Genomic DNA, 24,749 nt, shown 5'->3' with positions numbered 1-24,749 from the left:
TAAACCCGAGTGAAGTGAACTGCCATTGTCCCCAAGTCACACCTCTGCGATGGTCTTGGCAATCGCCGGAACGGCCCGTTCCGCCGGCGTTCACCACTGATCAAGAAAGAGCCTCAGACGTGCACATCCCTGCGACCCTTGTGCGTGGCGGCACCAGCAAGTGCTGGTTGTTCCACCAGGTCCATGTCCCCGCGGACCGCGACGAGTTGGCGCGGATGCTGGTCGCCGCGTACGGCGCGGCGGACCCCGTGGAACTGGACGGGGTCGGCGGCGCCACCCCCACCACCTCCAAGGCGGCGATCGTCAGCGCCTCGCCCGAGCCGGGCGTCGACATCGACTATCTCTTCGCCCAGGTGGGCATCGGCGACGCCACCGTGGAGTGGACGAGCAACTGCGGCAACTGCGCCACGGGCGTCGCCCTGTACGCGGTGGCGAAGGGCATGGTGCCGATCGCCGGCGACCGGACCCGCGTGGTCATGCGCAACAGCAACACGGGCGCGGTCCTTGAGGGGATCGTGGACACCACGGGAGGCGTGGTGCAGCACTTCGGACGGCAGACCGTTCCGGGCACGCGCGCCGGTGGTGTCGCCGTCGACCTCACGTTCCGCGACCCGGCGGGCGGCACCACGGGCGACCTGCTCCCGACCGGTCAGGCCACGCAGAAGCTGCCGGTCTCCGACGCCGACCCGGTCCTCGTGAGCATGGTGGACGCCGGAGCCCCGGTCGTCCTCGTCGACGCCGACGGGGCGGGGCGGAGCGGCTCCGAGTCCCTGGACCAGGTGCGGGCCGATGTGCCGTGGCTGCGCGCGGTCCGGCATGCCGCGGCGCCGTTGATGGGTCTGGTCGAGCCGGGCCGTGCACCCGGTGACGCGGTGCCGAAGGTGGGTCTCGTCGGGGCCCCGGTGCCGTACACCACGACGCTCGGCGAACCGGTCGCGGCCGAGGACTACGACGTGTCGGTACGCATGCTCAGCATGAACGCGCCGCACCCGGCGATCGGCCTGACCTCCGCCGTCGCCCTCGCCGCCGCGGGCCTCGTGCAGGACTCCGTGGTCCACGCGGTCGCGGCCGCCCGGGACGACGGCTGGCTGCGGCTCGGCACCCCCGCGGGCGTGGTGGCGGTCCGCTGCTCCGACGTACGGGACGGCCTGCCGGGCCGCGTCACCGTACGGCGGGCCGCGCGACTGCTCGCCGACGCCCGGATCTACGTACCCGGAACCGGCGAGCCGCAGGCCGCCTGACCGGGACGCACGAATACACGAACACACCACACCCCCGCACCGCCGGTCCCCGACCGTACGACCCTGTCCCCACCGCACCAAGGACAATGATGTCTGCTGAAGTGATATCCATAGGCGCCCTGTTGGTGATGTTCGTGGTCGGCACCGTGCTGCCGATCAACCTGGGCATCCTCGCCTTCGTCGCGACCTTCGTGGTCGGCACCGCCTCTCTCGGCCTCACGCAGGAGGAGATCTTCGAGGGGTTCCCGGTGGATCTCTTCGTGACGATCGTCGGGGTCACCTATCTGTTCTCCGTCGCCCGCCGCAACGGCACCATCGACTGGCTCGTCACCGCGGGCGTCCGGATGGTGCGGGGCAAGGTGGCGCTCATTCCGTGGGTGCTGTTCCTGGTCGCGGCGCTGCTGACGGCCTTCGGCACGTTCACCCCGGCCGCGGTCGCGCTCCTCGTGCCGATCGGCATGAACTTCGCCCACCGCTACAAGCTGAACCCGCTGGTCGTCGGCATGATGGTGATCAGCGGCGGCCACGCGGGGGCGTTCTCACCGCTCGCCGTCTCCGGGGCGCTGGTGCTGGGCGTCGTCGACAAGACCTCGCTGCACGTGTCCCCCGTGACCCTGTTCACCGCCAGTTTCGTGATCAACCTGGTCCTTTCGGCGGTGACCTACGCGCTCCTCTCGAAGCGCCCCGCCCCGCTGGCCGAGGACACCGACCCGACGCCCGAGGACCCGGACCTGGCCGTCTCCGGCATGCCGGACTGGCGTCAGTGGCTCACCCTCGGCGCCCTGGTCGTCCTGGTCGTCGGCGCGCTCGGCTTCCACCTGGAGATCGGCCTGCTGGCGCTCGCGGCGGGCGCACTGCTCGCGCTGGTGGACATGAAGCGGCAGGAGAAGGCCGTGGACGGGATCAGCTGGTCGACGCTGCTGCTGGTCGCGGGGATGATGACGTACATCGCCATGCTGGAGAAGGCCGGCATCATCGAGAACATCTCCGAACACGCGGCAGGCCTGGGCGCCCCGCTCTTCGTCGCCCTGCTGCTGTGCTTCACCGTGGCCATCACCTCGGCCTTCGCCTCCTCCACGGCGATCATCACCGCGATCATCCCCGTCGCCGTACCGCTGCTGCTGTCCAGCCACCTCAACGCCGCAGGCCTGATCGCCGCGCTCGCCGTCTCGACGACGATCGTGGACACGTCCCCCTTCTCCACGAACGGCGCGCTGGTCCTGAGCAACGCCCGCGGAGTCGACTCCCAGCGCTTCTACCGCCAGGTCATCAGCTATACCGGCGGCATCGTGGCCCTCGGGCCTGTGGTCGCCTGGGGCGCGCTGGTCCTGCCCTGGTCGTAGTTCGGTGAACCCATTGCGGCTCTGCGACGTCACAGGGGCGGAGCAGTCGGCCGCAGGCCCGGGTGCCGTCGTCGTTCAGGAGGCCACATGCGTATCGGGGCAGTTCGCTCCGGCAGGCGGTCGGCGGGGGTCGCCCTGTCCGTCATCGGGCTTGTCGCCGCGGCCGGTTGTGGGAGCGAGAAGGTGGCCGGGGACGACGACGGGGACGCGCTCGCCGAGCGGGCCCGGCAGGTGGCCGACCAATGGGCGTACGAGCGACGGGACTTCCCGTCGATGGCCCCCCGGTCCCCGGTGAAGCCGGCCCACGACCTCCCGGGCTACCCACACAACCGTCTGCTCCAAGTCTCCGCCGACGGGCGGTCGGTGACGGTCGTCGCCCTGCACGGCGTCTGCGACGACGGCCCCACGGTGGACGCGTTGGAGACCCGCGGCAGCGTCGTGCTGTCCGCGTCGGTCACCGGCCGGGACGGCGAACACCTCTGCACGAAGCAGGGAAAGCTGGAACGGGTCGAGGTGCGGCTGCGCAAGCCCCTGGGCGACCGCGTCCTGCTCGACGCGCACTCCGGCAGGCCGGTTCCCTACCGGGGCACGCACGGGCTCTCCCCCTGATCAGCGGGCCGCGACCGCACGGACGGCCTCGGCGACGGCGCGGTGGTCCTTCTTCAGGATCACCCCGTGGTTGCTGGCGACCTTGGCGTGGATCTCGATGTGGGCGTTGCGGGCGGTGACTTCGGACAGTCCGGCGCGGATGCGTTCCTGCTCGTCGCCGCGGCTGCCGAGGGACGAGCCGGAGGCCACCACGTAACGGGTCGGGACGGTGATGGCGTCGAGCACGGGACCCAACTCGCCCTTGCTGCCGAGCCTGCCGAGTTCGATGTTGCTCTCGGCCATCTGCGCCGACGACATCCGCGGGACCAGGCCCGTCGGGCGGATGAGCGGCGCGAACCATCCGATACGCCGGAACATCGTCCGGATCCGGGCCTCCATGGCCTCGTCCAGCCAGTCGTAGGGCTGCGCGCCGTCGACCAGGACCGCGCCGATGGTGCGCTCCGGGTTCCGACTCGCCCAGTGCGCGCCGACGTACGCGCCGTAGGACCAGCCCACGAGGACCGCCCGGTCGACACCCCTGGCGGCGAGGACCGCGTCGACGTCACGGACGGCGGCCTCGAAGGAGTAGTCGGCCGAACGCCCGGACTTTCTGCCGCGGGCCCGCTCGTCGTAGGTGATGTGCCGCCACCGCGGGCCGAGGTCGGCGAGGACCCGGCGCCAGTAACCCTGCGTGGCGAACTGGCCGTTGAGGTAGACGACCGGGGTTCCGGGGCCGCCGGAGTCGGTGACGGCGAGGGCGGTGTCGTCGACCGGGACCATGCCGGTCCACGGTGCGGCGTTCGCGGGTGCGGTGCGGTGCGTCATGGCTTCTCCTGGTTCGGCGGGTCGGGCGGGTGGTGCGCGCGGGGCCCGCGGTCACCCGAGGTAGTGGGCGGGCCCCGCGCGGTGGTGCGGGGTCACAGGCTGCGGGCGGTGATGTCCCCGTGGGTGGTGTTCGCGTGGATGGTGAGCTGGGCCTTCGCTCCCTCGGAGTTCATCAGCGAGTTGTTGACCCGGCCGTAACCGGTGCCGGCGTCGAGGGTGGCGGAGACACCAGGGGCGGCGTCGACCGTCACGTTGCCCATCTGGGTGCTCAGGTCGAGCGCGCCCGATGTGGCCTCGGCGATACGGATGTCGCCCTTCTGCACCTTGATCTCGGCGGGGCCGGTCAGCCGGCCGACCGTGACATCACCGGCGGAGGAGGACAGCCGCACGCTGGCGGCCTCGTCGATCTTTACGTTGCCGTGCGCGCCCTCGCAGACGAGCTCGCCGAGCCGTCCGACGCCGCGGAACTCGACGGCGGCGGAGACGGCCTCGACGCCGGATCCGGCGGGCAGTTGGACCGTCACCTCGATGGCGCCGGACGCGCCGAGGAGCTGGTTCTTCGCGGCCGGGGCGTCGACCCGCAGGACGCCGTCGGCGAACTCGACGGTGGTCTGCTCGGCGGCCTTCACGTCACGGCCCTTCGAGGAGTCGGCCGGCCGGACCTCGACGGTGGTGTCGGTGCGGTCGGCGGCGATGACCTGGACGCGTCCGGCGGAGAGACGCAGGACGGCGGAGATGGCGGCGGGGGTGTCGAACTTCTGCATGGTGAGCTCCTTGAGCTGTTGTTGTTGCGTCGTCTCGTTGCTTTGCTGCTTCTTCGTCTCGCTGTTTCCGATGAGTGAAAAGCTACGTTGCGTTTCATGATCGAGCAACAGTCACATTGCACTGGAAAGGCTTAACCGCAGGCCAGAAGAGCATTTTCATTGCAACGGGTAGAGATCTAACGCAACAGAACGCAAGATTCCGTTGCATTGGGATGGCGATGAACGCTACGCTGCCGGGGTCAGGTACACGCGGAAGACGGAGAGGTGCTCGCGATGCCGGGAGGCCGACTCACCCAGCAGGAACGGCAGCAGATCTCACTCGGGCTCGCCGACGGTCTCGCCTACGCCGAGATCGCCCGCCGCCTGGAGCGCCCCACCTCGACCATCACCCGCGAGGTGATGCGCAACGGCGGGCCCACGTCCTACCGTTCCGACCTCGCCCACCGCGCCACCGAACGCCGCGCCCACCGACGCAAGCAGGCCGTCCCGCGCGGGCCCGCGCACACTCCGGGCCGGGACGACGAGGCGGTGCGCGAGTACGAGGAGACGTTCACGACCCTCCTCATGCAGCAGGGCATGCCCAAGATGACGGCGCGCGTGCTGACGTGCCTGTTCACCAGCGACGCGGGGAGCCTCACCGCCTCCGACCTGGTGCAGCGCCTGGAGGTCAGCCCGGCGTCCGTCTCCAAGTCGATCGCGTTTCTCGAGGAACAGGGCCTGATCCGGCGCGAGCGGGACGCCGGGCGTCGCGAGCGCTATCTCGTCGACGACGACGTCTGGTACCAGTCGACGATCGCGAGCGCCCGCGGCACCGCGCAGATCGCCGAGGTCGCACGGCAGGGCGTCGCCGTCCTCGGCCGCGAATCCCCGGCCGCCGCGCGGCTCGAGAACATCGCCCGCTTCAGCGATTTCATCAGCGAGAGCATGCTGCGCGCCGCCGACCAGGTGCGCGACATCCTGCACACGAAGCCGGAGGCGGGTGGGGACGCGGCGGGCTCGGCCGACTGACCGTTCGGCGATACGGTGATCAACCGTTCTCACCCACGCGAACAGGATCGGTTGATGCAGATCGAGTACATCGGCGCCGACGAGCTGACGAAACTGCTGCCGCCCCGCGCGGCGGTCACCGCGATCCGCGAGGCACTCATCGGCGGGCTCGACCCGGCGGCCGCGGGGCCGCCCCGCTCGATCCTCGAACTCCCGGAAGACCAGGGCCAGTTGCTCGCGATGCCCGCCGCGTCCGCGTTCGGTGTCGGGGTGAAGGCGATCTCGGCCGTCCCCGCCAACGCCGACCGCGGCCTGCCCCGCATCCAGGGCGTCCACCTCGTCTTCCGCCCGCCGTCGTACGCACCCGCCGCGGTCGTCGACGGCGCGGCGCTGACCACGCTGCGTACGCCTGCCGTATCGGTGGCGGCGGTGCTGCCGCTGCTGACCCGGCCGGGGCGGCGGTGGCGGGTCGTGGTGTTCGGCGCGGGGCCTCAAGGGGCCGGTCACGTACGGACGTTGCGTGATGTCGGCGCCGATCTGGCCGAGGTGACGTACGTCGTACGGGATCCGTCGCGGGCGGATGCGGCGCTGGTCGGGGACGACAGCGTGGTGGCGACGGCGGACGCCGAGGCGTGGGTGCGGCGCGCCGACCTCGTGGTGTGCGCGACACCCTCCCCCACCCCGCTCTTCGACTCGGCCCTCCTCGGCGACGACGCCGTCGTGCTGGCCGTCGGTTCGCACGACGCCGACGCCCGCGAGGTGGACTCGGCCCTGGCGGCCCGCGCCCAGGTGATCGTGGAGGACCCGGACACGGCGCTGCGGGAGTGCGGCGACATCGTGATCCCCGTGGCGGAGGGCGTCCTGCCGGCCGAGCGGCTGCTCCCCATGGCACGGGTCGTACGCGACGAGTCGCAGTACGCCACCGACCGGCCCGTGCTGTTCAAGGGCTCGGGCATGGCCTGGCAGGACGCGGTGGTCGCGGACGCGGCGGTGCGGGCTTCGGACGACCGTGTCGGTCCTGCCGCTTCGGACGACCGTGTCAGCCCTTCCGCTTCGGACGACCGCGTCGGCCCTGCCACTTAGGACGATCGCGTCAGTCCTGCCGGTCGAACTTGAGGTCTCCCCTCGTCACCGCCCGGATGTGCCCGCTCGCGAGCATGTCGTGCGGGAAACCGAGTTCGATGGCGCTCGCCTCGTCGAGGCGCGACAGGTGGGCGTCGGTGAGGTCGACCTCCAGGGCCCCCAGATTGTCCTTCAGCTGCTCGGGGGTACGGGCGCCGATGATCGGTGCCGTCACCCCCGGGTTCCGCAGCGTCCAGGCGAGGGCGATCTGGGCGGGTGTGCGGCCCAGGTCCCCGGCGACCTCCTTCACCGCGTCGGCGATGGCGAGATTGCGTTCGGTGAGGGTGCCCAGCGCGAGGTTGAAGTTCCTGCGGGTGCCGTCGGCCTCCGCCGGGCGGAGGTCGTCGCGGCCGTACTTTCCGGTGAGCACGCCGCCGCCGAGGGGCGAGTAGGGGATCACCCCGAGGCCCAGCTCGCGTGCCATCGGGATCAGGTCGCGCTCCCCGCCGCGCTCGATCAGGTTGTACTCGATCTGCAGCGCGACCAGCGGCGACCAGCCGCGCAGCTCGGCGATGGTCTGCATGCGCGCCACCTGCCATGCCGGGGCGTTGCAGATCGCCACGTAGAGGATCTTGCCCTGCCGGACCAGGTCGTCCAGGGCGCGCAGGGTCTCCTCGACCGGCGTCGTGTCGTCCCATACGTGGAGGTAGAGCACGTCGATACGGTCGGTGTCGAGGCGGCGCAGACTCTCCTCCACCGCGGCGAACAGGTTCTTGCGGTGGCCGCCGCCCGAGTTCGGGTCGCCGGGCGTGCGCAGCGTCGTGTACTTCGTCGCCAGTACGAGGCTGTCGCGCCGGTCGCGGGCGAAGGCGCCCAGCAGGCGCTCGGAGCTGCCGTTGTTGTAGGTGTCGGCGGTGTCGAGGAAGTTCCCGCCGCGCTCGACGTACAGGTCGAACAGCTTGCGCGCCTCGTCCCGCTCCGCGCCCCAGCCCGATTCGGTGCCGAAGGTGGCGGTGCCGAGCGCCAGCGGGGAGACCCGGAGGCCGGAGCGGCCGAGCAGCCGGTAGGTGTCGAGGGTGAGGGACATCGTGTGGTTCTCCTGTGTTCGTGTGCTGCGGTGCACGCGTTCTGCCGTGCTCGTATTGCGCTGCGTTCGTGTTCTGCTGACGGGAACCAGGCTCTGCCCGTCGCGGGCCGCGCATAAGGGAAGGCGGATCCTGGGAACGCCGGTCCCACCCTCGTTGTTGCAACGACCATGACGACGCACACCGTGGACACCGCGCAGGAGCTGGCCGCCTTCCTGCGTGCCCGACGCGAGCGGCTGGATCCGCGCGCACTCGGCATGCCGCCGCGGCGCGGGACCCGCCGGACTCCGGGGCTGCGCCGCGAGGAGGTCGCCGAGCTGGCCGGGGTCAGCGTCGACTACGTCGTGCGCCTCGAACAGGCCCGCGGGCTGCGGCCCTCCGCGGACGTCGTGGAGGCGCTCGCCGGCGCGCTGCGCCTGTCCCCCGTCGAACGGTCCTACCTCTTCGACCTGGCCCAGCAGCGCCCCCGCACCGCCGCCGAGCCGTCCGCGAGCGCGGAGCCGTCACTGGCCCGCCTGGTCACCGACCTGTCGCCGCTGCCGGCGATGCTGATGAACCACCGGTTCGACATCCTGGCCTGGAACCGCGAAATGGCGGACCTGCTCCTGGACTTCGACACCCTGCCGCCTGCGCGCCGCAACGCGATGTGGCTGTGCCTGATGCATCCGCGGATCCGCGAGTTCTACGTCGACCGGGACCGCGTTCTGCGGGAGGGGGTCGCGCACCTGCGCTCCGCGTGGGCCGCGCATCCGGAGGACCGGGCGCTGAGCGATCTCATCGCCGAGTTCCTCGCCGGGGACGAGACGTTCGCGCGGCTGTGGGCCGAGCGGGACATCCAGGTCAACGGTCGGGGGGACAAGGCGGTGCGGCATCCGGACGTGGGTGTGATCACGGTGCGGTTCGAGGTGCTCATGCCCGTGCAGGACCCGGATCAGCGCCTGCTGATCTTCCGCGCGGCGGACGAGGACAGCCAGTCGGCACTGGACCGGTTGTCCGCGCGGACCACGGCTCCGTAGACATCAGCAGGCATTCGCAGAAAGGCACGTTTTGATCACTCTGGAAGATGTCGAGTCGGCAGCCCGGCGCATCGGCGGGCGCGTGCGGCGCACCCCGCTCATGGAGGTGGCTCCGCAGGAGTTCGCGCCGACGGCCTGGCGGGCCTGGCTCAAGCTCGAACTGTTGCAGCACACCGGCTCGTTCAAGGCCCGCGGCGCCTTCAACCATCTGCTCACCGCGACGGACCGGGGCCTGTTGACCGATGCCGGGGTGGTCGCCGCCTCCGGTGGCAACGCGGGGCTCGCCTTCGCGTACGCCGCCGCCCAACTGGGCACCCGCGCCGAGGTGTTCGTGCCCGAGACGGCGCCCGCCGTGAAGGTGGCCAAGCTGCGCGAGCTGGGCGCGGACGTGGTGCAGGTCGGCGTGAAGTACAACGACGCCTACGAGGCCGCGACCAAGCGGGCCGCCGATTCCGGCGCCCTGTTCTGTCACGCCTACGACCAGCCCGCGGTGGGCGCGGGGCAGGGCACGATCGGCCTCGAACTGTGGGAGCAGACCGCGGGCGAGCTGGACACCGTACTGGTGGCCGTCGGTGGCGGCGGGCTCATGGCGGGGGTGGCCACCGCCCTCGCGGGCCGGGCCAGGGTCGTCGCCGTCGAGCCGGAGAACGCGCCGACGCTGCACGCGGCACTCGCCGCGGACGGACCGGTGACCGTGCCCGTCTCGGGCGTCGCCGCGGACTCGCTCGGCGCGAGCCGGATCGGCGACATCGCCTTCGAGGCCGCCCGCGCCACGGGGGCCGAGCCGGTCCTCGTGACCGACGAGGCCATCGTCCGGGCCCGCCGTGCGGTCTGGGACCGGTACCGGTTGGCCGTCGAGCACGGCACGGCGGCGGCCGCGGCGGCCCTGCTCTCGGGCGCCTACCGACCCGCGCCCGGCGAGCGGGTCGCCGTGCTGCTGTGCGGCGCGAACACGGACCCGTCGGACCTGACGGGTGCGGTCGAGCCCACTCACTGACGGGAAAACGAGTGCGGATGTGCCCACTCACTGACAGGACAACGGGTGCGGTCGAGCCCGCTCATCGGCGGGACAAAGAGTCCGTCCGTGCCTACCGTCGACCGCATGACTGACGCATGTTTCGGACACCCCCGGCTCGCCGCGATCTACGACCTCCTCGACCCGGACCGCGGCGACCTCGACGCCTACCTCCGGATCGCGAAGGAATGCGAGGCGCGCCGGGTGCTGGACATCGGGTGCGGCACAGGGGTCTTCGCGCTTCTCCTGGCGGACCGCGGCATCGAGGTCGTCGGGGTCGACCCCGCCCCGGCATCCCTCGACGTGGCCCGCGGCAAGCCCGGCGGCGAGCGGGTGCGGTGGGTCGACGGCGACGCCACGACCCTCCCGCCGCTCCGGGTCGACCTCGCGACGATGACGGCCAACGTCGCCCAGGCGATCGCCGACCCACGGGCGTGGCAGAGCACCTTGCAGGGCGCCTACGAAGCCCTGCGCCCCGGCGGGCACCTCGTCTTCGAGACCCGCGACCCGGCCCGCCGCGCCTGGGAGGAGTGGACCCGTGACCGCACCCACCAGGTGACCGACATCCCCGGTGTCGGGCCGGTCGAGACATGGATTCAACTGACCCGGGTGGACGGTCCGTTGGTCACCTTCCGCCAGACCTACGTGTTCGCCACGGACGGACAGACCCTGACCTCGGACTCGACGCTGCGCTTCCGTGACCGGGAGGAGGTCGAGAGCGACCTGCTCGCGAGCGGCTACCTGGTGACGGACGTCCGCGGGGCACCCGACCGACCGGGCAAGGAATTCGTCTTCGTGGCACGACGTCCGTAGCCGTCCACAGCCCCCGGACCGGCGACGAGGACAGCGAGCAGCCCTTCGAGCGGATCGACTAGGTCCTGTTGCGGGAGTGGGCCGTTGGGGTGTGGATGGTCAATCCTCGTGAGGTGTGGGGGTCCGCCGAACGAGGCGCTGCTCGCGGTCGGCACGCTCCACGAGTCCTTGGATGCCGTCGAGTACGCAGGTGAGGCCGAAGGTGAGGGGGTCGTCGTCGGTGGGGGTGAAGGCGCCTTCGGCGACGGCCCGGGTGAGGGCGGGGAACCGGTCGGCGTGCGCGGTGAGTTGGTGAGTGGTCAGCCGGTTCCACTCCTCGTCGCCCGCCTCGGTGGCGTCGAGCGCCTCCTGGGTGAGGTTGCGTACCAGGCTCAGGACGAGGATGGCGGCGTCGTGGCGGTGGCGGGCACTGAGCCCTGTCGGTTCGAGGGCGGCAAGGGCCGCATCCAACCAGGCCACCTGGTGCGGGCCCATCGCGTGGCGCCGTAGGCCCGTCGCGGTCAGGATCCAGGGGTGGGCGCGGTAGACGTGCCGGCAGGCACGGGCCCAGGCTTCGAGACGGGGGCGCCAGCCGTCCGGGACGCGGTCGAGGTCGGGCGGGTCGCTGAGCACCGTGTCGACCATCAGGTCGATGAGGTCGGGCTTGCCGGGGACGTAACGGTAGAGGGCCATCGTGGTGACCCCGAGCAGCTCGGCCACCCGCTGCATGGAGAGGGACTCCAGCCCTTCGGCGTCGGCGATCTCGACACCGCCGAGGGCCACTTGAGCGGGCGTGAACTTCGGTTTCGGGCCCCGTCGCGGACGGCTGTCCCCCTCGCCCCACAGCAGCGCGAGGCTGGCGCCCGGATCCCGACTGTTCTCCTTGTTCGCCGGCACGGCCCCGGCCTCCTTTCCGCGGACGGACACCCTGGGGTATTGCCCTCCACCCAACAACTGCGTATAACATACACAACAATGAATGGCGTATCACGTACACGGTTATTGGGTCCATAACCACAGCTTCTGGAGGTCTCCATGCTTGGCATCGTCATTCCCGCCGCCGCAGCCGTCACCGTCGCCGTCCCTGTAGCCGGTCTCCTCACACGCCGTGCGATCGTCCGTTCCGGCAACGCCCGCCGTCTGCGCATCACCGCCGACCAGGGCATCGACGAGCAGTACTTCACCCGGATCGGCGGACTCGACCAGTGGCTCTGCGTCCGGGGCGAGGACCGCGCCAACCCGGTCGTGGTCGAACTGCACGGCGGTCCCGGCTCGTCCAACTCGATCCTGGCCAATATCTCCCGCGACTGGGAGCGGCACGTCACCCTGGTGCGCTGGGACATGCGCGGCACCGGAAAGACCCTGCGCCGCTCCGGCGCGAAGGGGCAGGGCGAGATGACGTTCGAGCGGCTGCTGCGGGACGCGGTCGAAGTGGTGGAGCACATAAGGGAGCGCCTCGGTGTGCAACGGGTCGTCCTGCTGGGATGCTCCTTCGGCAGCGCCGTGGCGATGCGCATCGCGCGCAGCCGCCCCGACCTGGTCGACGCGTACATCGGGACCGACCAGAAGATCTTCGACGGCGGCCGGGACACCTCCGACTACTACGCCGCGCTGGACCGGCTCGAGCGTGCGGGCAAGAAGAAGGAACTGGCCGCTGTACGCGATATGGGACCCGACCAAAGCGTCTGGAACGCCCAGCAGTTCAGCCACTTCAGCCGCTTCGCCTCCGCCACCGACCCGCACACCTTCGCCGCGATGAAGTCCGTGGTAATGAAGTCGCTGTGGTACTCGCCGCTGCACTCCCTGCGCGAGATCGGCACCTTCTTCAAGAGCTTCATGGCCTCCGCGGCCGTACTGCCCGCCACCGCCTCTCTCGACGACTGGGCGGACGGCACCCGGTTCGACGTCCCGTTCTTCGTCGTCCAGGGCGCCTGCGACCTGGTGAACACACCGGCACGCGCCCGCGCCTTCTTCGACGACGTCCAGGCACCGGTCAAGGAATTCACCCTGATCGAGGACACCGGCCACTTCGCCGCCTACAAGCGGCCCGACCTCTTCCTCGACTTCCTCCTGACCCACGTCCTGCCGACCCTCCCCAGCGCCCGGCAGAGCGCGTGACGCAGAGCCGGCCCCACGCACTCGACGAGGCGGCAGCGCTGACCGCAGCCCTCAACGAGCGGCTGCGCCGGACCACTTCACTGATGCCTCACCGATCCTCACTTGACCCCTTCGTGTCGAATGCCTGGGCGACGGCAAGGCTGTCTTCGTAGACGTGGTGCCTGGTGACAAGGGCGTCTTCGACAGTGACGTGCAAAGCGAACCGAGCGCGATAGGCACGTCCGGTGGAGCGGGCGGTCTGACGGATCTCGCCGAGCACGACCGCGTCGTTGCCGTCGATGAGGATGCGCTCGATCTCGGTGGCCGCCTCCCCAGGCACGTGGTGCTCGGCGAGCTCGCGGTAGTGAGCGGCGGCATCGGCACGCGTGGAACGGTGGCGGATCCATGGGGTGGCAGTCCGACCGTACTCGGCCTCTGGCCAGTCCAGCTTCCAGTCGCCCCGCTCGGCATACATCTCGGCAATGCGCTCAGGATCGCCCTCGCCGATCCGGCGCAACAGCTCCTCCAACACAGCGCGGGTGGTCGCAGGTGCGGTGATGGACACGACTGATCACTCCGATCCGACATCCGTGTCTGACTGACGCGGCGAGATCACCATTCTCGCCAGTGCCTACAGAGCGGTGCCATTACCTCCCAGGTAATGGCATGGAGCACCGAGATCCGCTCTCGCAACAGGCCCTGGAGCGCTGTCCTGGCCCGCACGGCTGGCGATCCATCGCGCCAGAGCTCCGGCTCCAGGTCAATGACCGGCGCACCGGAGACCGTGCCCTCCCCGGTGCACCCGCGCCGATCAGCTGGGCGGCGTGTAGCGGCCGTCGATCGCCGTCCAGCCGCCGTCCACGAAGAGTTGACTACCCGTCACAAAGGACGATGCGTCGGAGGCCAAGTAGACGACTGCGCCTGCCAGTTCGTCGGGGCGGGACCAGCGGCCCAGGGCGCTCTTGGAGGCGTAGGCGTCGGACCACTCCGGTACCGCGCGGATCTGTGCGGTCAAGGGGGTCGACACGACGCCCGGCGCGATGGTGTTCACGCGCACGCCGGCCGGGCCCAGTTCGGCCGCCGCCGTGCGCGCGAGCTGGACGAGGCCCGCCTTGGTCGCCGCGTACACGCCCTGGCCCGGCTCCACCGTCACCGCGCGGATCGAGCTGAAGCCGATGATGCTGCCCCGGCCGCGCTCCGCCATGCCGCGCCCGAACGCCCGCACCAGGTCGAAGGATGCGCGCAGGTTGAGGGAGACGACCCGGTCGAACTCCTCGGATGTGTAGTCGAGGAGGCGCTTGCGGACGTTCGTCGCGGCGGTGAAGACGAGGATGTCGACCGGGTCGAGGTCCTCGGCCGCGTGCGTCACCGCGTCCGTGTCCAGGACGTCCAGGGCGTACGCCGACATGCCCGTGCCCATCGACGCCGTCTCCTCGGCCGCCTTGAGGTCGCGGTCCGCGCACACCACCTGCGCGCCGTGCGCGGCCAGCGCCAGGGCGCTCTCCCGGCCGATGCCGCCGCCCGCGCCCACCACGACCGCTTTGCGTCCGTCGAGGCGGAACAGGGCCGCGTAGTCCGTGGGTTGCGTGGGTTCCTGCGTCGTCACCGTGTCACCGGTCCTTCTTCGTCGTGCTCGGGCGGATCACTGCCATGCGGGTCACCGTGAGTTCGTCGATCGCGAACCGCGGCCCCTCGCGGCCCGCCCCCGAGTCCTTCACGCCGCCGTACGGCATGGTGTCGGAGCGGAAGCCGGGGACCTCGTTGACGACCACGCCGCCCGCCTCCAGGCGGTCCACCGCGGCGAACGCGGTGTCCAGGGACGCGGTGTAGACGCTGGCGTGGAGGCCGTATCGCGAGTCGTTGACCAGGGCGAACGCCGCGTCCATGTCCGGGACCGAGCGGAGGCACACCACCGGGCCGAAGATCTCCTCGCTCCAGACGGCGAGGTCGGGGTCCGGGTCGAGCAGGAGCGTGGGCTCCAGCACGCCGCCCGCCGCCCCGCCGCCGACCGCGAGCGTCGCGCCCGACTTCACCGCTTCTTCCACCCACGTACGGACGCGGGAGGCAGCCCCCTCGTCGATGAGGGCCGAGACACGTGTCTCGGGGGCGCGTGGGTCGCCCGTCGTGATGTCCGGGATGCGGGCCGTCAGGCGGGTCACGAACTCCTCGCGCACCGCCTCCTCCACGATGACCCGCTGCACGCTGATACAGGCCTGCCCCGAGGCGTAGTAGCCGCCCCGGACGACGGCGTCGGCCGCGGCGTCGAGGTCGGCGTCGGCGGCCACCACCAGGGCGGCGTTGGAGCCGAGTTCGAGGAGCGTCTTGGTGGGGGCCGCGTCCTTGGCGATGCGGTGGCCCACGGCGGCGGAGCCGGTGAAGGACACCGCACCGATACGGCGGTCGGTGGTGAGAGTCTCGCCCACCTCCGGGCCTCCGGTCACCAGTTGCACCGCCGCCCGCGGCGCCCCTGCCCCACTCAGCGCCTCGCGCAGCAGGTGCACGAGCCACAGCGTGGCCAGCGGCGTCTGCGGGGCCGGCTTGGCGATGACCGGGCAGCCGGCCGCGACCGACGGAGCGAGCTTGTGCGCGGCGAGGAGGAGCGGGTAGTTGAAGCCGGCGATGCCGACCACGACGCCGATCGGCTTGCGGGTCCAGAAGCCGAGCAGTCCCTCGCCGGAGGGCAGCAGGTCGAGCGGCACCGTCTCGCCGTGCAGCCGGGCCACTTCCTCGGCGGACGTGCGCAGCGTCAGGAGCGTACGGTCCACCTCCACCCGGCAGTCGACCAGGGGTTTTCCCGTTTCCAGGACGAGGAGGTGCTCGAAGTCGGCGCGGCGGGCGGCGATCGCGTCGTGCGTCGACTGCAGGGCCGAGCTGCGGATGTGCGAGGGGAGCGCGCCGACCCGGGTACGGACCGCGACCGCCTCGTCCAGCGCGCGCCGGGCCAGCGCCGTGTCGCCGACGGGCGCGTGGCCGATGACCGACCCGTCGTACGGGAAGCGCACGTCCTCGCTCGCGGGGGTCGGCAGCCAGGTGTCTCCGACGGGCAGGCCCTCGGGGAACTCCGGCTTCAACGGGCCTGCTGTTGCCGCCGGTTCGGGGTGTGCGTTCACGCGCGGTGCTCCTGGTTGAGGTCGGCCGCCGTCACTCCGGCCAGTGCCTTCTGCAGCGTGGGCACGGCGGCGATCAGCCTGCGGGTGTAGGGGTGTCGGGGATCCTCGTAGAGCTGCTCGGTCGGCCCCGTCTCGACGATCTCGCCCGCCTGCATGACGGCGACGCGGTCGCACACGTGCCGGATGACGGACAGGTCGTGGGAGACGAAGACGAGGGTGAGGTTCAGCTCGTCGACGAGGTCGGCGATGAGGTTGAGGACCTGGGCGCGCACGGACACGTCCAGGGCGCTGACCGGCTCGTCCGCCACGATGATGTTCGGCCGTGGCGCGAGGGCGCGGGCGATGGAGATGCGCTGGCGCTGGCCGCCGGAGAACTGGTGCGGATAGCGCCGCGCGGCATCCGCGCCCAGGCCCACGGATTCCAGGAGTTCGGCCACCCGCTCCTTGCGGCTCCCGATGCCCTGCGCGACGAGCGGTTCCGCCACGATGTCACCCACCTTCATCCGTGGGTCGAGCGAGCTCATCGGGTCCTGGAAGACGAGTTGGAGGCGTCCGCGGACGAAGCGGAGCTGCCGTTCACGGAGCCGGGTGATGTCCCGGCCGTCGATCTCGACCGTGCCGCTCGTCGGCTTGTCGAGCCCGGCCAGGATGCGCAGCAGCGTCGACTTGCCGCACCCCGACTCCCCCACGATGCCGAAGCGCCCGCCCTGCGGCACGGAGAAGCTGACACCGCGCAGGGCGTGCACGGGCGGGGCGGGGGTGCGCAGGGAGGTCCGCGGGCGGTGGTAGTCGCGGGTGACGTCGGTGACGCGGAGGGCGTCGGTCACGGCCTGGCCCTCCCCACCGGCCCGTTGCTCTCCACCGGACTGTCCCTCTCCATCGGACTGCCGCTCTCCACCGGTCTGCTGCTCAGCCACGGCCGGCCTCCTGGTGGTCGGGGGTGTGCGCATCCACGTGCTCCGTCGGCACCGGGTGGAAGCACGCGTACCCGGAGTCCGGGCCCGTCGAGGTCCACTCGGGGCGGGTCGCGCACCGGTCGGTGGCCGCCGTGCAGCGGTTGCGGAAGACGCATCCGGCCGGGAAGGCGCCGGCGGGCGGCACCGAACCGCCGATGGTGGCGAGCCGGCCTCGCTCGTCGACGACCGTCAGGTCCGACGCGCCGATCAGGCCCTGCGTGTAGCGGTGCCTCGGGCGCGTGAACACCTCGCGTACGGGACCGGATTCGACCACCCGGCCGCCGTACATGACCATGACGCGTTCGCAGGCGGTGGCGACCACGGCGAGGTCGTGGGTGATGAACAGGAGCGCCGAACCACGTTCCTTCACCCCGCGCACGATCAGGTCGAGGACGCGCGCCTGCACGGTGACGTCGAGCGCGGTGGTGGGTTCGTCGCAGACCAGCAGCGCGGGGTCGTTGGCGAGGGCGATGGCCAGGACGACGCGCTGGCGCTGGCCGCCGGAGAACTGGTGCGGGTAGGCGCGCGCGGCGGCCGCCGGGTCGGGAAGGCCCACCTGGTCGAGGAGTTCCACGGCGGCGGCGTGGGCGGAGGCGCGGTCGGGCCGGGTGCGGTGGACGAGGAGTACCTCGGCGATCTGGCGGCCGACGCGCATCGTGGGGTTCAGGGCGGTCATGGGCTCCTGGAAGACCATGGCGATGTCCTTGCCCCGCAGGCGGGACATCCGCGTCTCGTCGGCGCCGATCAGGTCGTGTTCGACACCGGCGAGCCGCACCGAGCCTGTGGCGCTCAGCCCTTCCGGGAGCAGGCCCATGAGGCCGAGCGAGGTCAGCGACTTGCCGGAGCCGGACTCGCCGATCAGGCCGACGCGTTCGCCGGAGCGGATGGTGAAGTCGACGTCCTCGACGAGCGGTTGGTCGCTCGCGCGCACGCCGAGCCCGGTCACGCTCAGCACGTCGTCCGGTGGAGTCTCCACTGCGGCAGTCATCGGTGGTCCTCCACCTTGGGGTCGAAGCGGTCGCGCAGCCCGTCGCCGAGCAGGTTGAATCCGAGTACGGCCACCGCGATCGCGAGGCCGGGGAAGACGGCGAGCCGGGGCGCGGTGCCGAGCAGTTCCTGGCTCTCCTGGAGCATCCGGCCCCAGGACGGGGTGGGCGGCGGGGTGCCGAAGCCCAGGAAGGACAGCGCGGCCTCGGCGAGCACGGCGATGGCGAAGCCGACCGAGGCCTGCACGATGACGAGGCTGCTGACGTTGGGCAGCACGTGCCGCAGCGCGATGGCGAACGGCCTGCGTCCGGCCGAGCGCGCCGCCATCACGTACTCCGTGCCCATGACCTGGAGGGTGCCGCCGCGGATGAGGCGGGCGAAGTTGGGGATGGAGGCGATGCCGATGGCGACCATGGCGACCACCGTCCCCGCGCCGTAGACGGCGGCGAACATGATGGCGAGCAGGAGGGCGGGGAAGGCGAGGATCAGGTCGTTGCCGCGCATGAGGAGTTCACCGAACCAGCGCGAGCCCATCCCGGCGAGGATGCCGAGCGGCACACCGATCACCGCGGCGACGCCGACCGCGACCAACCCGACGTAGAGCGTGGTCCGCGAGCCGATGAGGATCTGGCTGAAGACGTCGCGCCCGAACTTGTCGGTGCCGAACCAGTAGTCGGCGGACGGCTGTTGGAGTCGTACGGCGGGGTTCACCAGGATCGGGTCGTGCGGTGTCCAGACGAAGGACAGCAGCGCCATGGCGACCACCAGCGCGACGACGATCCCGCCGACGAGGAGGGAGCCGGGCAGCGGCCTGCGGCGGCGCCGGACGACCGCGGGCGCCGTCGTGTCCGAGGTAGTTGAAGCCATCACCCACGCACCCTGAGTCGAGGATCGATCACCAGATAGGCCAGGTCCACCAGGAAGTTCACGAGCAGCACCGCCACCGCGATGATCATGACGACGTCCTGTACGACGATGAGGTCCCGGTTGGCGACGCTGTCGAGCAGCAGGCTGCCGAGGCCGGGGATGACGAAGACCCGCTCGATGACGACGGCGCCCACCAGGAGCGTCGCCAGTTGCAGCGCCAGGACGGTAACCACCGGCACGGACGCGTTGCGCAGCCCGTGCCGCACGAGGGCCTGCATCGGGCGGAGCCCCTTGGCGCGGGCGGTGCGCAGGTAGTCCTCGCGCAGCACGTCGAGCACGGAGCTGCGGACGTAGCGGGTAAGGACGGCGGCCTGCACGAGGCCGAGGGAGAGCGCGGGCATCAGCAGCTGTTTGAGGAAGAGCACCGGATCGTCGACCGGTGGTGTCCAGCCGTTCGCCGGCAGCCACCCGAGCCCCACCGCGAACACGGTGATCATGAGGATGCCCGCGAGGAACGCCGGTACGGCCACGCCCACTTGGGACACGGCCGACAGGACGAGTCCCGACGGCTTGCGGTGCCGCACCGCCATCAGCGTGCCCAGCGGCACCGCCACGATGCAGGCGATCACCATGGCCGTCCCCACGAGCCAGAGCGTGACCAGGAGGCGGTCGGCGAGCTGCGGCCCGATGGGCGTATGGGAGATGTAGGAGTCGCCGAGGTCGAAGGTGACGATGTCGTGCATCCAGCCGAGGTACTGGTCGACGAGGGGCCGGTCGAGGCCGAACTGTTCGCGCAGCCCCGCCACCGCGGAGTCGGAGGCGCTGACGCCCAGGGCGACGCGCGCGGGGTCGCCCGGCAGCACCGCCATGAACGCGAACACCACGACGGAGCTCACGAACAGGCTCGCCACCAGGATCGCGATCCGCTGCAGCAGTCGGACGATCATCGGTTCGGGCCGCCTTTCATGACCGGTCGGCCGAGCCGGCCGGGTGGGACGAGCCGGACCGGCTCAGGCCGGTGAGGTCGAGGGATTCGGTGACGCTGTTCACCGGCAGGCCGGTGATGTCCGCGTCCGCCACCATCAGGTTCGGCAGCAGGAACAGCCAGTCGGCGGCGGCGTCCTTCGAGAGCGTCCGGGCGGCGGCGCGCATCGAGGTGATCTGCTCCTTCTGGCTGCCCTCGTCCGCCTTCGCAAGGAGCTTGCGGAACGCGGGGCTGTCGTAGCGGGTGTAGTAGTCCTTGCTGCCGAACACGGCGGTCATGTCACGGGGTTCGATGTGGCTCATGATCGTCATGTCGTAGTCGGCATTCTTGAACACCGTCGTCAGCCAGGCCGCGGGGAACTCCAGCTGGTCCAACTCGACCTTGAATCCGGCCTGTTCGAGCTGACTCTTGACGACGGTGCCGCAGGCGGCGGCGTACGGCAGTGTCGGAATCCGCAGCCGCAGCGTGCGCCCGGCCTCCCCGGACTCCTTCAGCAGCCGTTTCGCCTTGGCGCGGTCGTACGGATACATGCCGGTGAGGTCCTGGTACCACGGGTCGGTGGGCGGCACCATGCTCCCGATGAGCTTGCCGCGGCCGCCCCAGCAGGTGTCCACGAGGGCCTTGTGGTCGATGGCGTAACGGACCGCCTGCCGCGCCTTCCCGCTCTTCATGGGCCCTGACCCGTTGTTCAGCGAGAGCATCACCTCGCCGTTGGTCGAGCCCTCGATGACGCGGTACTTGGGGTTGTTCTCGAAGCGGTAGAGGGAGTCCGGTGACTGCATCGCGCCGATGACATCGATGGTGCCCGTGAGCAGCGCGTTGTTCATCGCCGTCGGGTCCTTGAAGTACTTGAGCGTGACCGTGTCGAAGTGCGGGGCGCGCCCCCAGTAGCCGGGCCGGCGGGCGAGCGTGATCGAGTCGCCGCGGTTCCATCTCTTCACTTCGTACGGTCCGGTGCCGACGGGATCGGTCGCGAGCTTGTCGGTTCCGATGCGGCTGAACATCGCGCCCACGCGGGTGGTCATCCGGTACAGCCAGTCGTTGCTCGGCCGCTTCAGGGTCACCTTCAACTCGTCGCGGGAGACGGCCCGTACGAGGTCCACGACGCCCATCGGGGCCTTGAGCGCCACCGTCCACTTGGGGATGACGCGCTCGATGGAGAACTTGGCGTCCTCGGCGGTGAACGGTGCGCCGTTGCTGAACTTCGCGTTCTTGGTGAGGTGGAAGGTGTACGTCCTGCGGTCCTTCGACAGGTCCCACGACGTGGCGAGCGCGGGCCGGATCCTGCCGCGCTGGTCGAGCTTCACCAGGTTCTCGTAGACGTTGTAGAGCAACGCCTGCGGCACGGCGGCGCCTTCGGTCTTCGTGAAGTCGAGGTTGGACGGTTCGGCGGTGAGGCCGATCGCCAGGGAGTCGCCGGGACCCTCGGGGCGGGATCCGGCGGCGGTCGATCCGGCGGAGCAGGCCGTGGCCAGGAGCAGGACGCCGCAGGCCAGCAGGGATGCGGCCGTCCGGACGGGGCGCCCGAATCGTCGGTCCTTGCTCATGCACGACACCTTCCGCCGTAACTGGCCTGACCAGTAAGCTCACTTGACAGGTACCGTGACGACTGAGGGAGTACCTGTCAAGAGGGCGGCGCCTGTCCAATGGAGAGATGGCTGTCCATGGGAGAGGGTCCCGTCCAGAGGAGAGGGTGCGGATGTTCACCGAACAGAACCTGGCCACCATGTCCGCCGTCGAGATGACCGCCCGCTTCGCCGATCGCTCGGTGTCGCCGGTCGAGGTGCACGACGCCGTGCAGTCGGTGATCGAGGCGCGCGAGGGTGTGCTGAACGCGTTCTGGGTGCGGGACCCCGCCGAGTCCCGCAAGGCGGCGGAGGCGAGCGAGGCCCGTTGGGCGGCCGGGGAGCCGCTGGGGCCGATCGACGGTGTGCCGGTGACGCTCAAGGAGAACATCGCCCGCAGAGGCGTCCCGATGCCTTCGGGCAACGCGGGAGTGGAGCCGGTCGTCCCCGACCGGGATGCGCCGATCACCGAACGGGTCCTGGAATCGGGCGGATCGGTCCTCGGCTCGACCGTGATGCCCGACTGGGGCATGCTCTCGTCCGGCGTCTCCAGCCGGCACGGCATCACCCGCAGCGCCTGGAACCCTGCCTGGACGACGGGCGGTTCGAGCTCCGGGGCGGGCGCGGCGGCCGCGGGCGGGTACGGGCCGCTGCACGTCGGCTCGGACATCGGCGGGTCGATCCGGCTTCCGGGTACGTGGCTGGGTCTGGCCACCCTCAAGCCGAGCGACGGCCGAATCCCCCTGGACACCCCGTACTTGGGGCGCGTGGCGGGTCCCATGGCGCGCACGGTCGCGGATCTGGCCCTGCTCATGAGGGTCCTGAGCAGGCCCGATCCGCGGGACTGGACGAGCCTGCCGCCGCAGGACATCGACTGGTCGCGGCCGGGTGGGGACGTGCGCGGACTGCGTGTGGGCCTGCACCTGGACGCGGGTTGCGGAGGCCCGCGCGATCCGGAGGTGGTGGAGGCGGTGCGCCGGGCGGCGGGCGTCTTCGATTCGGCGGGGGCGACGGTCGAACCGGTGGAGCCGTTCATGTCCCAGGAACTCCTGGACGACCTGGACCTGTTCTGGCGGGGGCGCTCCTGGAACGACCTGCGCAAGCTGTCCCCCGAGGCCGCGTTGCGCGTCCACCCGTACATCATGGGCTGGTGCCGCGAGGGCGCCGACGTGCCCGGCACCCGGGTGCTCCACTGCTACCAGCAGATCATGCGGATCCAGGCACAGACGGTGGCGGCGACGCTCCCGTACGACATCGTGCTCTCGCCGGTGGCGCCCGTGGCGGCGTTCGCTGCGGAGCAGCCGATGCCGTTCATGGAACCGGGGAAGACCATGTCGCACATCGGCTTCACCGCCCCGTACAACATGTCGGGCCAGCCCGCCGCGACGGTCAACTGCGCCTTCACGGCGGACGGTCGGCCCATCGGCGTACAGATCTCGGGGCGCCGCTTCGACGACCTGGGGGTCCTCCAGGCGGCGGCCTGGTACGAGCGGAACCGGCCGGCCGAGGCGGTCCCCCAGTGGCCGGACGACGCGCCGCTGGCCCTGGAGGGGGAGGCGCCGTGACGCCGGAGGGGGCACGGTTTCAGCAGGTCGCGCCGGTCCGGCTGTACCAGCGCATCGTCGAGCAGATCGAGCAGGCGATTGCCTCCGGCGACCTGAAACCGGGTCAACGCCTGCCGAGTGAACGCGAGTTGGTCAGCCAGTTCGGCGCGAGCCGCCCCACGGTGCGCGAGGCGCTGCGCGTCCTGGAGAGCAACGGCCTCATCCGCTCCCGCCACGGCGATCCGCACGGTCCGGAGATCCTGCCGTTCACCACGGCGGGCCTGGCCAAGGAGATGACGCGGCTCGCCCGCTTCGACACCATCTCGATGGCCGAGCTGATCTCGTTCCGCATGATCCTCGACGGCTCGGCCAGCCAACTCGCGGCGCGCCTGCGCACGGACGACGAACTGTCCGCGATGGAGGCGACGGTGACGGCAATGACACACGCCATCGACGCGGGCTACGAGGAGTTCAGCAAGGCGGACGTGGCGTTCCACGAGGTGGTGGCGCGGGCCAGCCGCAACGCGCTGATAGAGGTCTCCAACCAGGTCGTCCGCGGGGCGGTCCTCACCCTGATCGCCGACAAGGTGGCCCACGCGGACAACCGCCAAGCCCTGATGCGCACCTCCCTCCGCCACCACGAGGAGGTCCTGGAGGCCCTCCGCACCCGCGACGGCCTGGCAGCGGCCCGCATCTCCCGCCGAACGTTGTACGACTACTACGCGGGGTATGTGGCGGAGGAGGAGCGAGGGCCGTTGCTGGCGCTGGTGGAGGGAGAGGGGGCCTGAGAGCCGTGTCACCTGAGCGTGTCGCAGTCATCGGCGTGGGCGTCGTGGGTGCCTGCGTGGGCTGGAACCTGGCCCGCCGCGGCGCCCATGTCGTCCTGGTCGACGCGGACAAGCCTGGCGAAGGAGTCAGTAACTGGTCATTTTCCTGGGTCAATGCCAGTAACAAGACCGTCAGCAGGGGCTACTTCGATCTGAACGTCGCCGGGCTTGCGGCGCACCGGGAGTTGGCCGGGGTGCTGGGGGCCGGCTCCTGGTGGCATCCCACTGGTCATCTGCGCTGGGCGGACGAGGGCGCGGCGGAGGTGAAGCTCCTGGAGACGGCGGAGTTGCTGGGGAGGTGGGGGTATCGGGTCGAGGCGTGTACGGGGGCCGAGGTGCGGCGGCGGTTCGAGCCGGCGGTCAGCATTCCCGATGCAGCCCGTGTGCTGTTCTATCCCGACGAGGGGTGGGTGCACGGGCGGCGGCTCGTCGGGCGGCTGGTCGAGGAGGCCGTCGCGGCCGGTGCCGAGGTTCGGGCCGGCACCGCCGTGCGTGACATTCGTACCGGTGCGGATGGTGGTGTTCGGGCGGTTGTTCTTGGTGATGGGAGCGCGGTCGATGTCGACGTCGTCGTGAATGCCGCCGGGCCCGATGCCTCTCAAATCGCCGGGTTCGTCGGGCGGGACCTGCCGATGCGTCGGGAGCCGGGTGCCGTCGCCCGGGTCGACTGCGCCGAGGTGCCGGTGCGGCGTGCCATGCACACGCCGCACATCGAGATCCGACCCGATGGGGACGCGTCCGTGGTGCTGCACAGCCGGGAGGTCGACGCGCTCATCGATGCGGAGGAGGGCGCCAGAGATCCGGACGAGTTCGGGAGGCTGCTCCACGCGTCCGCACAGCGCGTCGTCCCTGAGCTCGCCGGCGGCCGCGTCGCGGAGACACGGGTCGTCAACCGGCCGATTCCCGTTGACGGGTTCCCCTCCGTAGGGGCCGTCTCGGACGTGCCGGGCTACTACGAAGCCGTCACCCACAGCGGCATCACGCTCGGGCCGGTCATCGGGCGACTGCTCGCCTCGGAGATTGTCGGCGGCCGGCACGACGCGCTGCTCGCGGGCTTTCGGCCGGAGCGGTTCTCCCGATAGGGGGGGCCGCC

General features: G+C 70.9%; 24 protein-coding genes. 12 read left to right on the top strand and 12 right to left on the bottom strand.

Translation table 11 applies throughout. The features are described 5' to 3' along the window. Positions 1 to 119: 119 nt before the first annotated feature. From OG746_RS20330 to OG746_RS20320, 3 genes are all read left to right on the top strand, one after another. On the top strand, positions 120 to 1,241 hold the full coding sequence (locus tag OG746_RS20330) for a PrpF domain-containing protein (RefSeq protein ID WP_266716470.1): 1,122 nt from the start codon (positions 120 to 122) through the stop codon (positions 1,239 to 1,241). Between the two features lie 86 nt (positions 1,242 to 1,327). Then, positions 1,328 to 2,584: an SLC13 family permease gene (locus tag OG746_RS20325; protein ID WP_443063038.1), complete on the top strand. Its 1,257-nt coding sequence runs from the start codon at positions 1,328 to 1,330 to the stop codon at positions 2,582 to 2,584. Positions 2,585 to 2,671: 87 nt separating this feature from the next. After that, a complete protein-coding gene (locus OG746_RS20320; protein WP_266716466.1) occupies positions 2,672 to 3,193 on the top strand; it encodes a hypothetical protein in 522 nt (173 codons plus the stop codon). Here OG746_RS20320 and OG746_RS20315 read toward each other — a convergent pair whose 3' ends face one another. Together OG746_RS20315 and OG746_RS20310 are read right to left on the bottom strand one after the other, a co-directional pair. Continuing rightward, complete coding sequence (locus tag OG746_RS20315) at positions 3,194 to 3,997, bottom strand: alpha/beta fold hydrolase (protein ID WP_266716464.1); 804 nt, start codon at positions 3,995 to 3,997, stop codon at positions 3,194 to 3,196. Between the two features lie 92 nt (positions 3,998 to 4,089). After that, positions 4,090 to 4,761, bottom strand: a complete 672-nt coding sequence (locus tag OG746_RS20310) for a DUF4097 family beta strand repeat-containing protein (RefSeq protein ID WP_266716462.1) — start codon at positions 4,759 to 4,761, stop codon at positions 4,090 to 4,092. A gap of 273 nt (positions 4,762 to 5,034) precedes the next feature. Between OG746_RS20310 and OG746_RS20305 the strand changes: the two genes are divergently transcribed. After that, a complete protein-coding gene (locus OG746_RS20305) occupies positions 5,035 to 5,769 on the top strand; it encodes a GbsR/MarR family transcriptional regulator (RefSeq protein WP_266716460.1) in 735 nt (244 codons plus the stop codon). A gap of 54 nt (positions 5,770 to 5,823) precedes the next feature. Then, a complete protein-coding gene (locus tag OG746_RS20300; protein ID WP_266716458.1) occupies positions 5,824 to 6,831 on the top strand; it encodes an ornithine cyclodeaminase family protein in 1,008 nt (335 codons plus the stop codon). A gap of 10 nt (positions 6,832 to 6,841) precedes the next feature. On the opposite strand, the gene OG746_RS20295 is transcribed toward OG746_RS20300, so the two are convergent. Further along, positions 6,842 to 7,897 carry an aldo/keto reductase gene (locus tag OG746_RS20295; RefSeq protein ID WP_266716456.1) on the bottom strand — a complete coding sequence of 352 codons (1,056 nt, stop codon included), beginning with the start codon at positions 7,895 to 7,897 and terminating at the stop codon, positions 6,842 to 6,844. 168 nt (positions 7,898 to 8,065) lie between these two features. On the opposite strand from OG746_RS20295, the gene OG746_RS20290 reads away from it, so the two are divergent. The 3 genes from OG746_RS20290 to OG746_RS20280 all read left to right on the top strand — a co-directional run bounded on the left by OG746_RS20290 (position 8,066) and on the right by OG746_RS20280 (position 10,739). Next, the gene (locus OG746_RS20290; protein WP_266716454.1) at positions 8,066 to 8,911 is read left to right on the top strand and encodes a helix-turn-helix transcriptional regulator; all 846 of its coding nucleotides are present in this window, start codon (positions 8,066 to 8,068) and stop codon (positions 8,909 to 8,911) included. A 31-nt stretch (positions 8,912 to 8,942) separates the two neighbouring features. Beyond that, positions 8,943 to 9,908: a threonine/serine dehydratase gene (locus tag OG746_RS20285; protein WP_266716452.1), complete on the top strand. Its 966-nt coding sequence runs from the start codon at positions 8,943 to 8,945 to the stop codon at positions 9,906 to 9,908. Positions 9,909 to 10,013: 105 nt separating this feature from the next. Next, positions 10,014 to 10,739: a class I SAM-dependent methyltransferase gene (locus tag OG746_RS20280; RefSeq protein WP_266716450.1), complete on the top strand. Its 726-nt coding sequence runs from the start codon at positions 10,014 to 10,016 to the stop codon at positions 10,737 to 10,739. Between the two features lie 99 nt (positions 10,740 to 10,838). Here OG746_RS20280 and OG746_RS20275 read toward each other — a convergent pair whose 3' ends face one another. Continuing rightward, positions 10,839 to 11,615 (bottom strand): TetR/AcrR family transcriptional regulator, encoded by a 777-nt coding sequence (locus tag OG746_RS20275; protein ID WP_266716449.1) that lies wholly within the window; start codon positions 11,613 to 11,615, stop codon positions 10,839 to 10,841. A 138-nt stretch (positions 11,616 to 11,753) separates the two neighbouring features. On the opposite strand from OG746_RS20275, the gene OG746_RS20270 reads away from it, so the two are divergent. After that, entirely contained in the window at positions 11,754 to 12,836 is a 1,083-nt protein-coding gene (locus OG746_RS20270; protein WP_266716448.1) for an alpha/beta fold hydrolase, read from the top strand. A gap of 88 nt (positions 12,837 to 12,924) precedes the next feature. Here OG746_RS20270 and OG746_RS20265 read toward each other — a convergent pair whose 3' ends face one another. From OG746_RS20265 to OG746_RS20230, 8 genes are all read right to left on the bottom strand, one after another. Next, the gene (locus OG746_RS20265; protein ID WP_266716446.1) at positions 12,925 to 13,380 is read right to left on the bottom strand and encodes a nuclear transport factor 2 family protein; all 456 of its coding nucleotides are present in this window, start codon (positions 13,378 to 13,380) and stop codon (positions 12,925 to 12,927) included. Between the two features lie 246 nt (positions 13,381 to 13,626). After that, on the bottom strand, positions 13,627 to 14,421 hold the full coding sequence (locus OG746_RS20260) for an SDR family NAD(P)-dependent oxidoreductase (protein WP_266716444.1): 795 nt from the start codon (positions 14,419 to 14,421) through the stop codon (positions 13,627 to 13,629). Between the two features lie 4 nt (positions 14,422 to 14,425). Next, positions 14,426 to 15,925 carry an aldehyde dehydrogenase family protein gene (locus OG746_RS20255; protein ID WP_266716442.1) on the bottom strand — a complete coding sequence of 500 codons (1,500 nt, stop codon included), beginning with the start codon at positions 15,923 to 15,925 and terminating at the stop codon, positions 14,426 to 14,428. Further along, complete coding sequence (locus OG746_RS20250) at positions 15,922 to 16,842, bottom strand: ATP-binding cassette domain-containing protein (protein WP_524540436.1); 921 nt, start codon at positions 16,840 to 16,842, stop codon at positions 15,922 to 15,924. Before OG746_RS20250 ends, OG746_RS20255 begins: the two co-directional genes overlap by 4 nt. Then, positions 16,835 to 17,869, bottom strand: coding sequence for an ABC transporter ATP-binding protein (locus tag OG746_RS20245; RefSeq protein ID WP_266716440.1), 1,035 nt, complete (start codon positions 17,867 to 17,869; stop codon positions 16,835 to 16,837). Before OG746_RS20245 ends, OG746_RS20250 begins: the two co-directional genes overlap by 8 nt. Beyond that, positions 17,866 to 18,735: an ABC transporter permease gene (locus OG746_RS20240; protein ID WP_266716438.1), complete on the bottom strand. Its 870-nt coding sequence runs from the start codon at positions 18,733 to 18,735 to the stop codon at positions 17,866 to 17,868. Before OG746_RS20240 ends, OG746_RS20245 begins: the two co-directional genes overlap by 4 nt. Next, on the bottom strand, positions 18,735 to 19,682 hold the full coding sequence (locus OG746_RS20235) for an ABC transporter permease (RefSeq protein WP_266716436.1): 948 nt from the start codon (positions 19,680 to 19,682) through the stop codon (positions 18,735 to 18,737). Before OG746_RS20235 ends, OG746_RS20240 begins: the two co-directional genes overlap by 1 nt. Positions 19,683 to 19,698: 16 nt before the next feature. Then, entirely contained in the window at positions 19,699 to 21,267 is a 1,569-nt protein-coding gene (locus OG746_RS20230) for an ABC transporter substrate-binding protein (protein ID WP_266716434.1), read from the bottom strand. Between the two features lie 152 nt (positions 21,268 to 21,419). Here OG746_RS20230 and OG746_RS20225 point away from each other — a divergent pair, with 152 nt between their 5' ends. From OG746_RS20225 to OG746_RS20215, 3 genes are read left to right on the top strand one after another with little or no spacing between them, the layout of a single operon-like run. Further along, the gene (locus OG746_RS20225; protein WP_266716432.1) at positions 21,420 to 22,850 is read left to right on the top strand and encodes an amidase; all 1,431 of its coding nucleotides are present in this window, start codon (positions 21,420 to 21,422) and stop codon (positions 22,848 to 22,850) included. Continuing rightward, positions 22,847 to 23,617 (top strand): FadR/GntR family transcriptional regulator, encoded by a 771-nt coding sequence (locus OG746_RS20220; RefSeq protein ID WP_266716430.1) that lies wholly within the window; start codon positions 22,847 to 22,849, stop codon positions 23,615 to 23,617. The genes OG746_RS20225 and OG746_RS20220 overlap by 4 nt, the downstream gene beginning before the upstream one ends. A 5-nt stretch (positions 23,618 to 23,622) precedes the next feature. Continuing rightward, positions 23,623 to 24,738: an NAD(P)/FAD-dependent oxidoreductase gene (locus OG746_RS20215; RefSeq protein ID WP_266716428.1), complete on the top strand. Its 1,116-nt coding sequence runs from the start codon at positions 23,623 to 23,625 to the stop codon at positions 24,736 to 24,738. Positions 24,739 to 24,749: the final 11 nt, after the last annotated feature.

The organism is Streptomyces sp. NBC_01016 (assembly GCF_026341035.1).
Lineage (GTDB): Bacteria > Actinomycetota > Actinomycetes > Streptomycetales > Streptomycetaceae > Streptomyces.
This window is presented reverse-complemented; position numbering and strand designations above follow the sequence as displayed.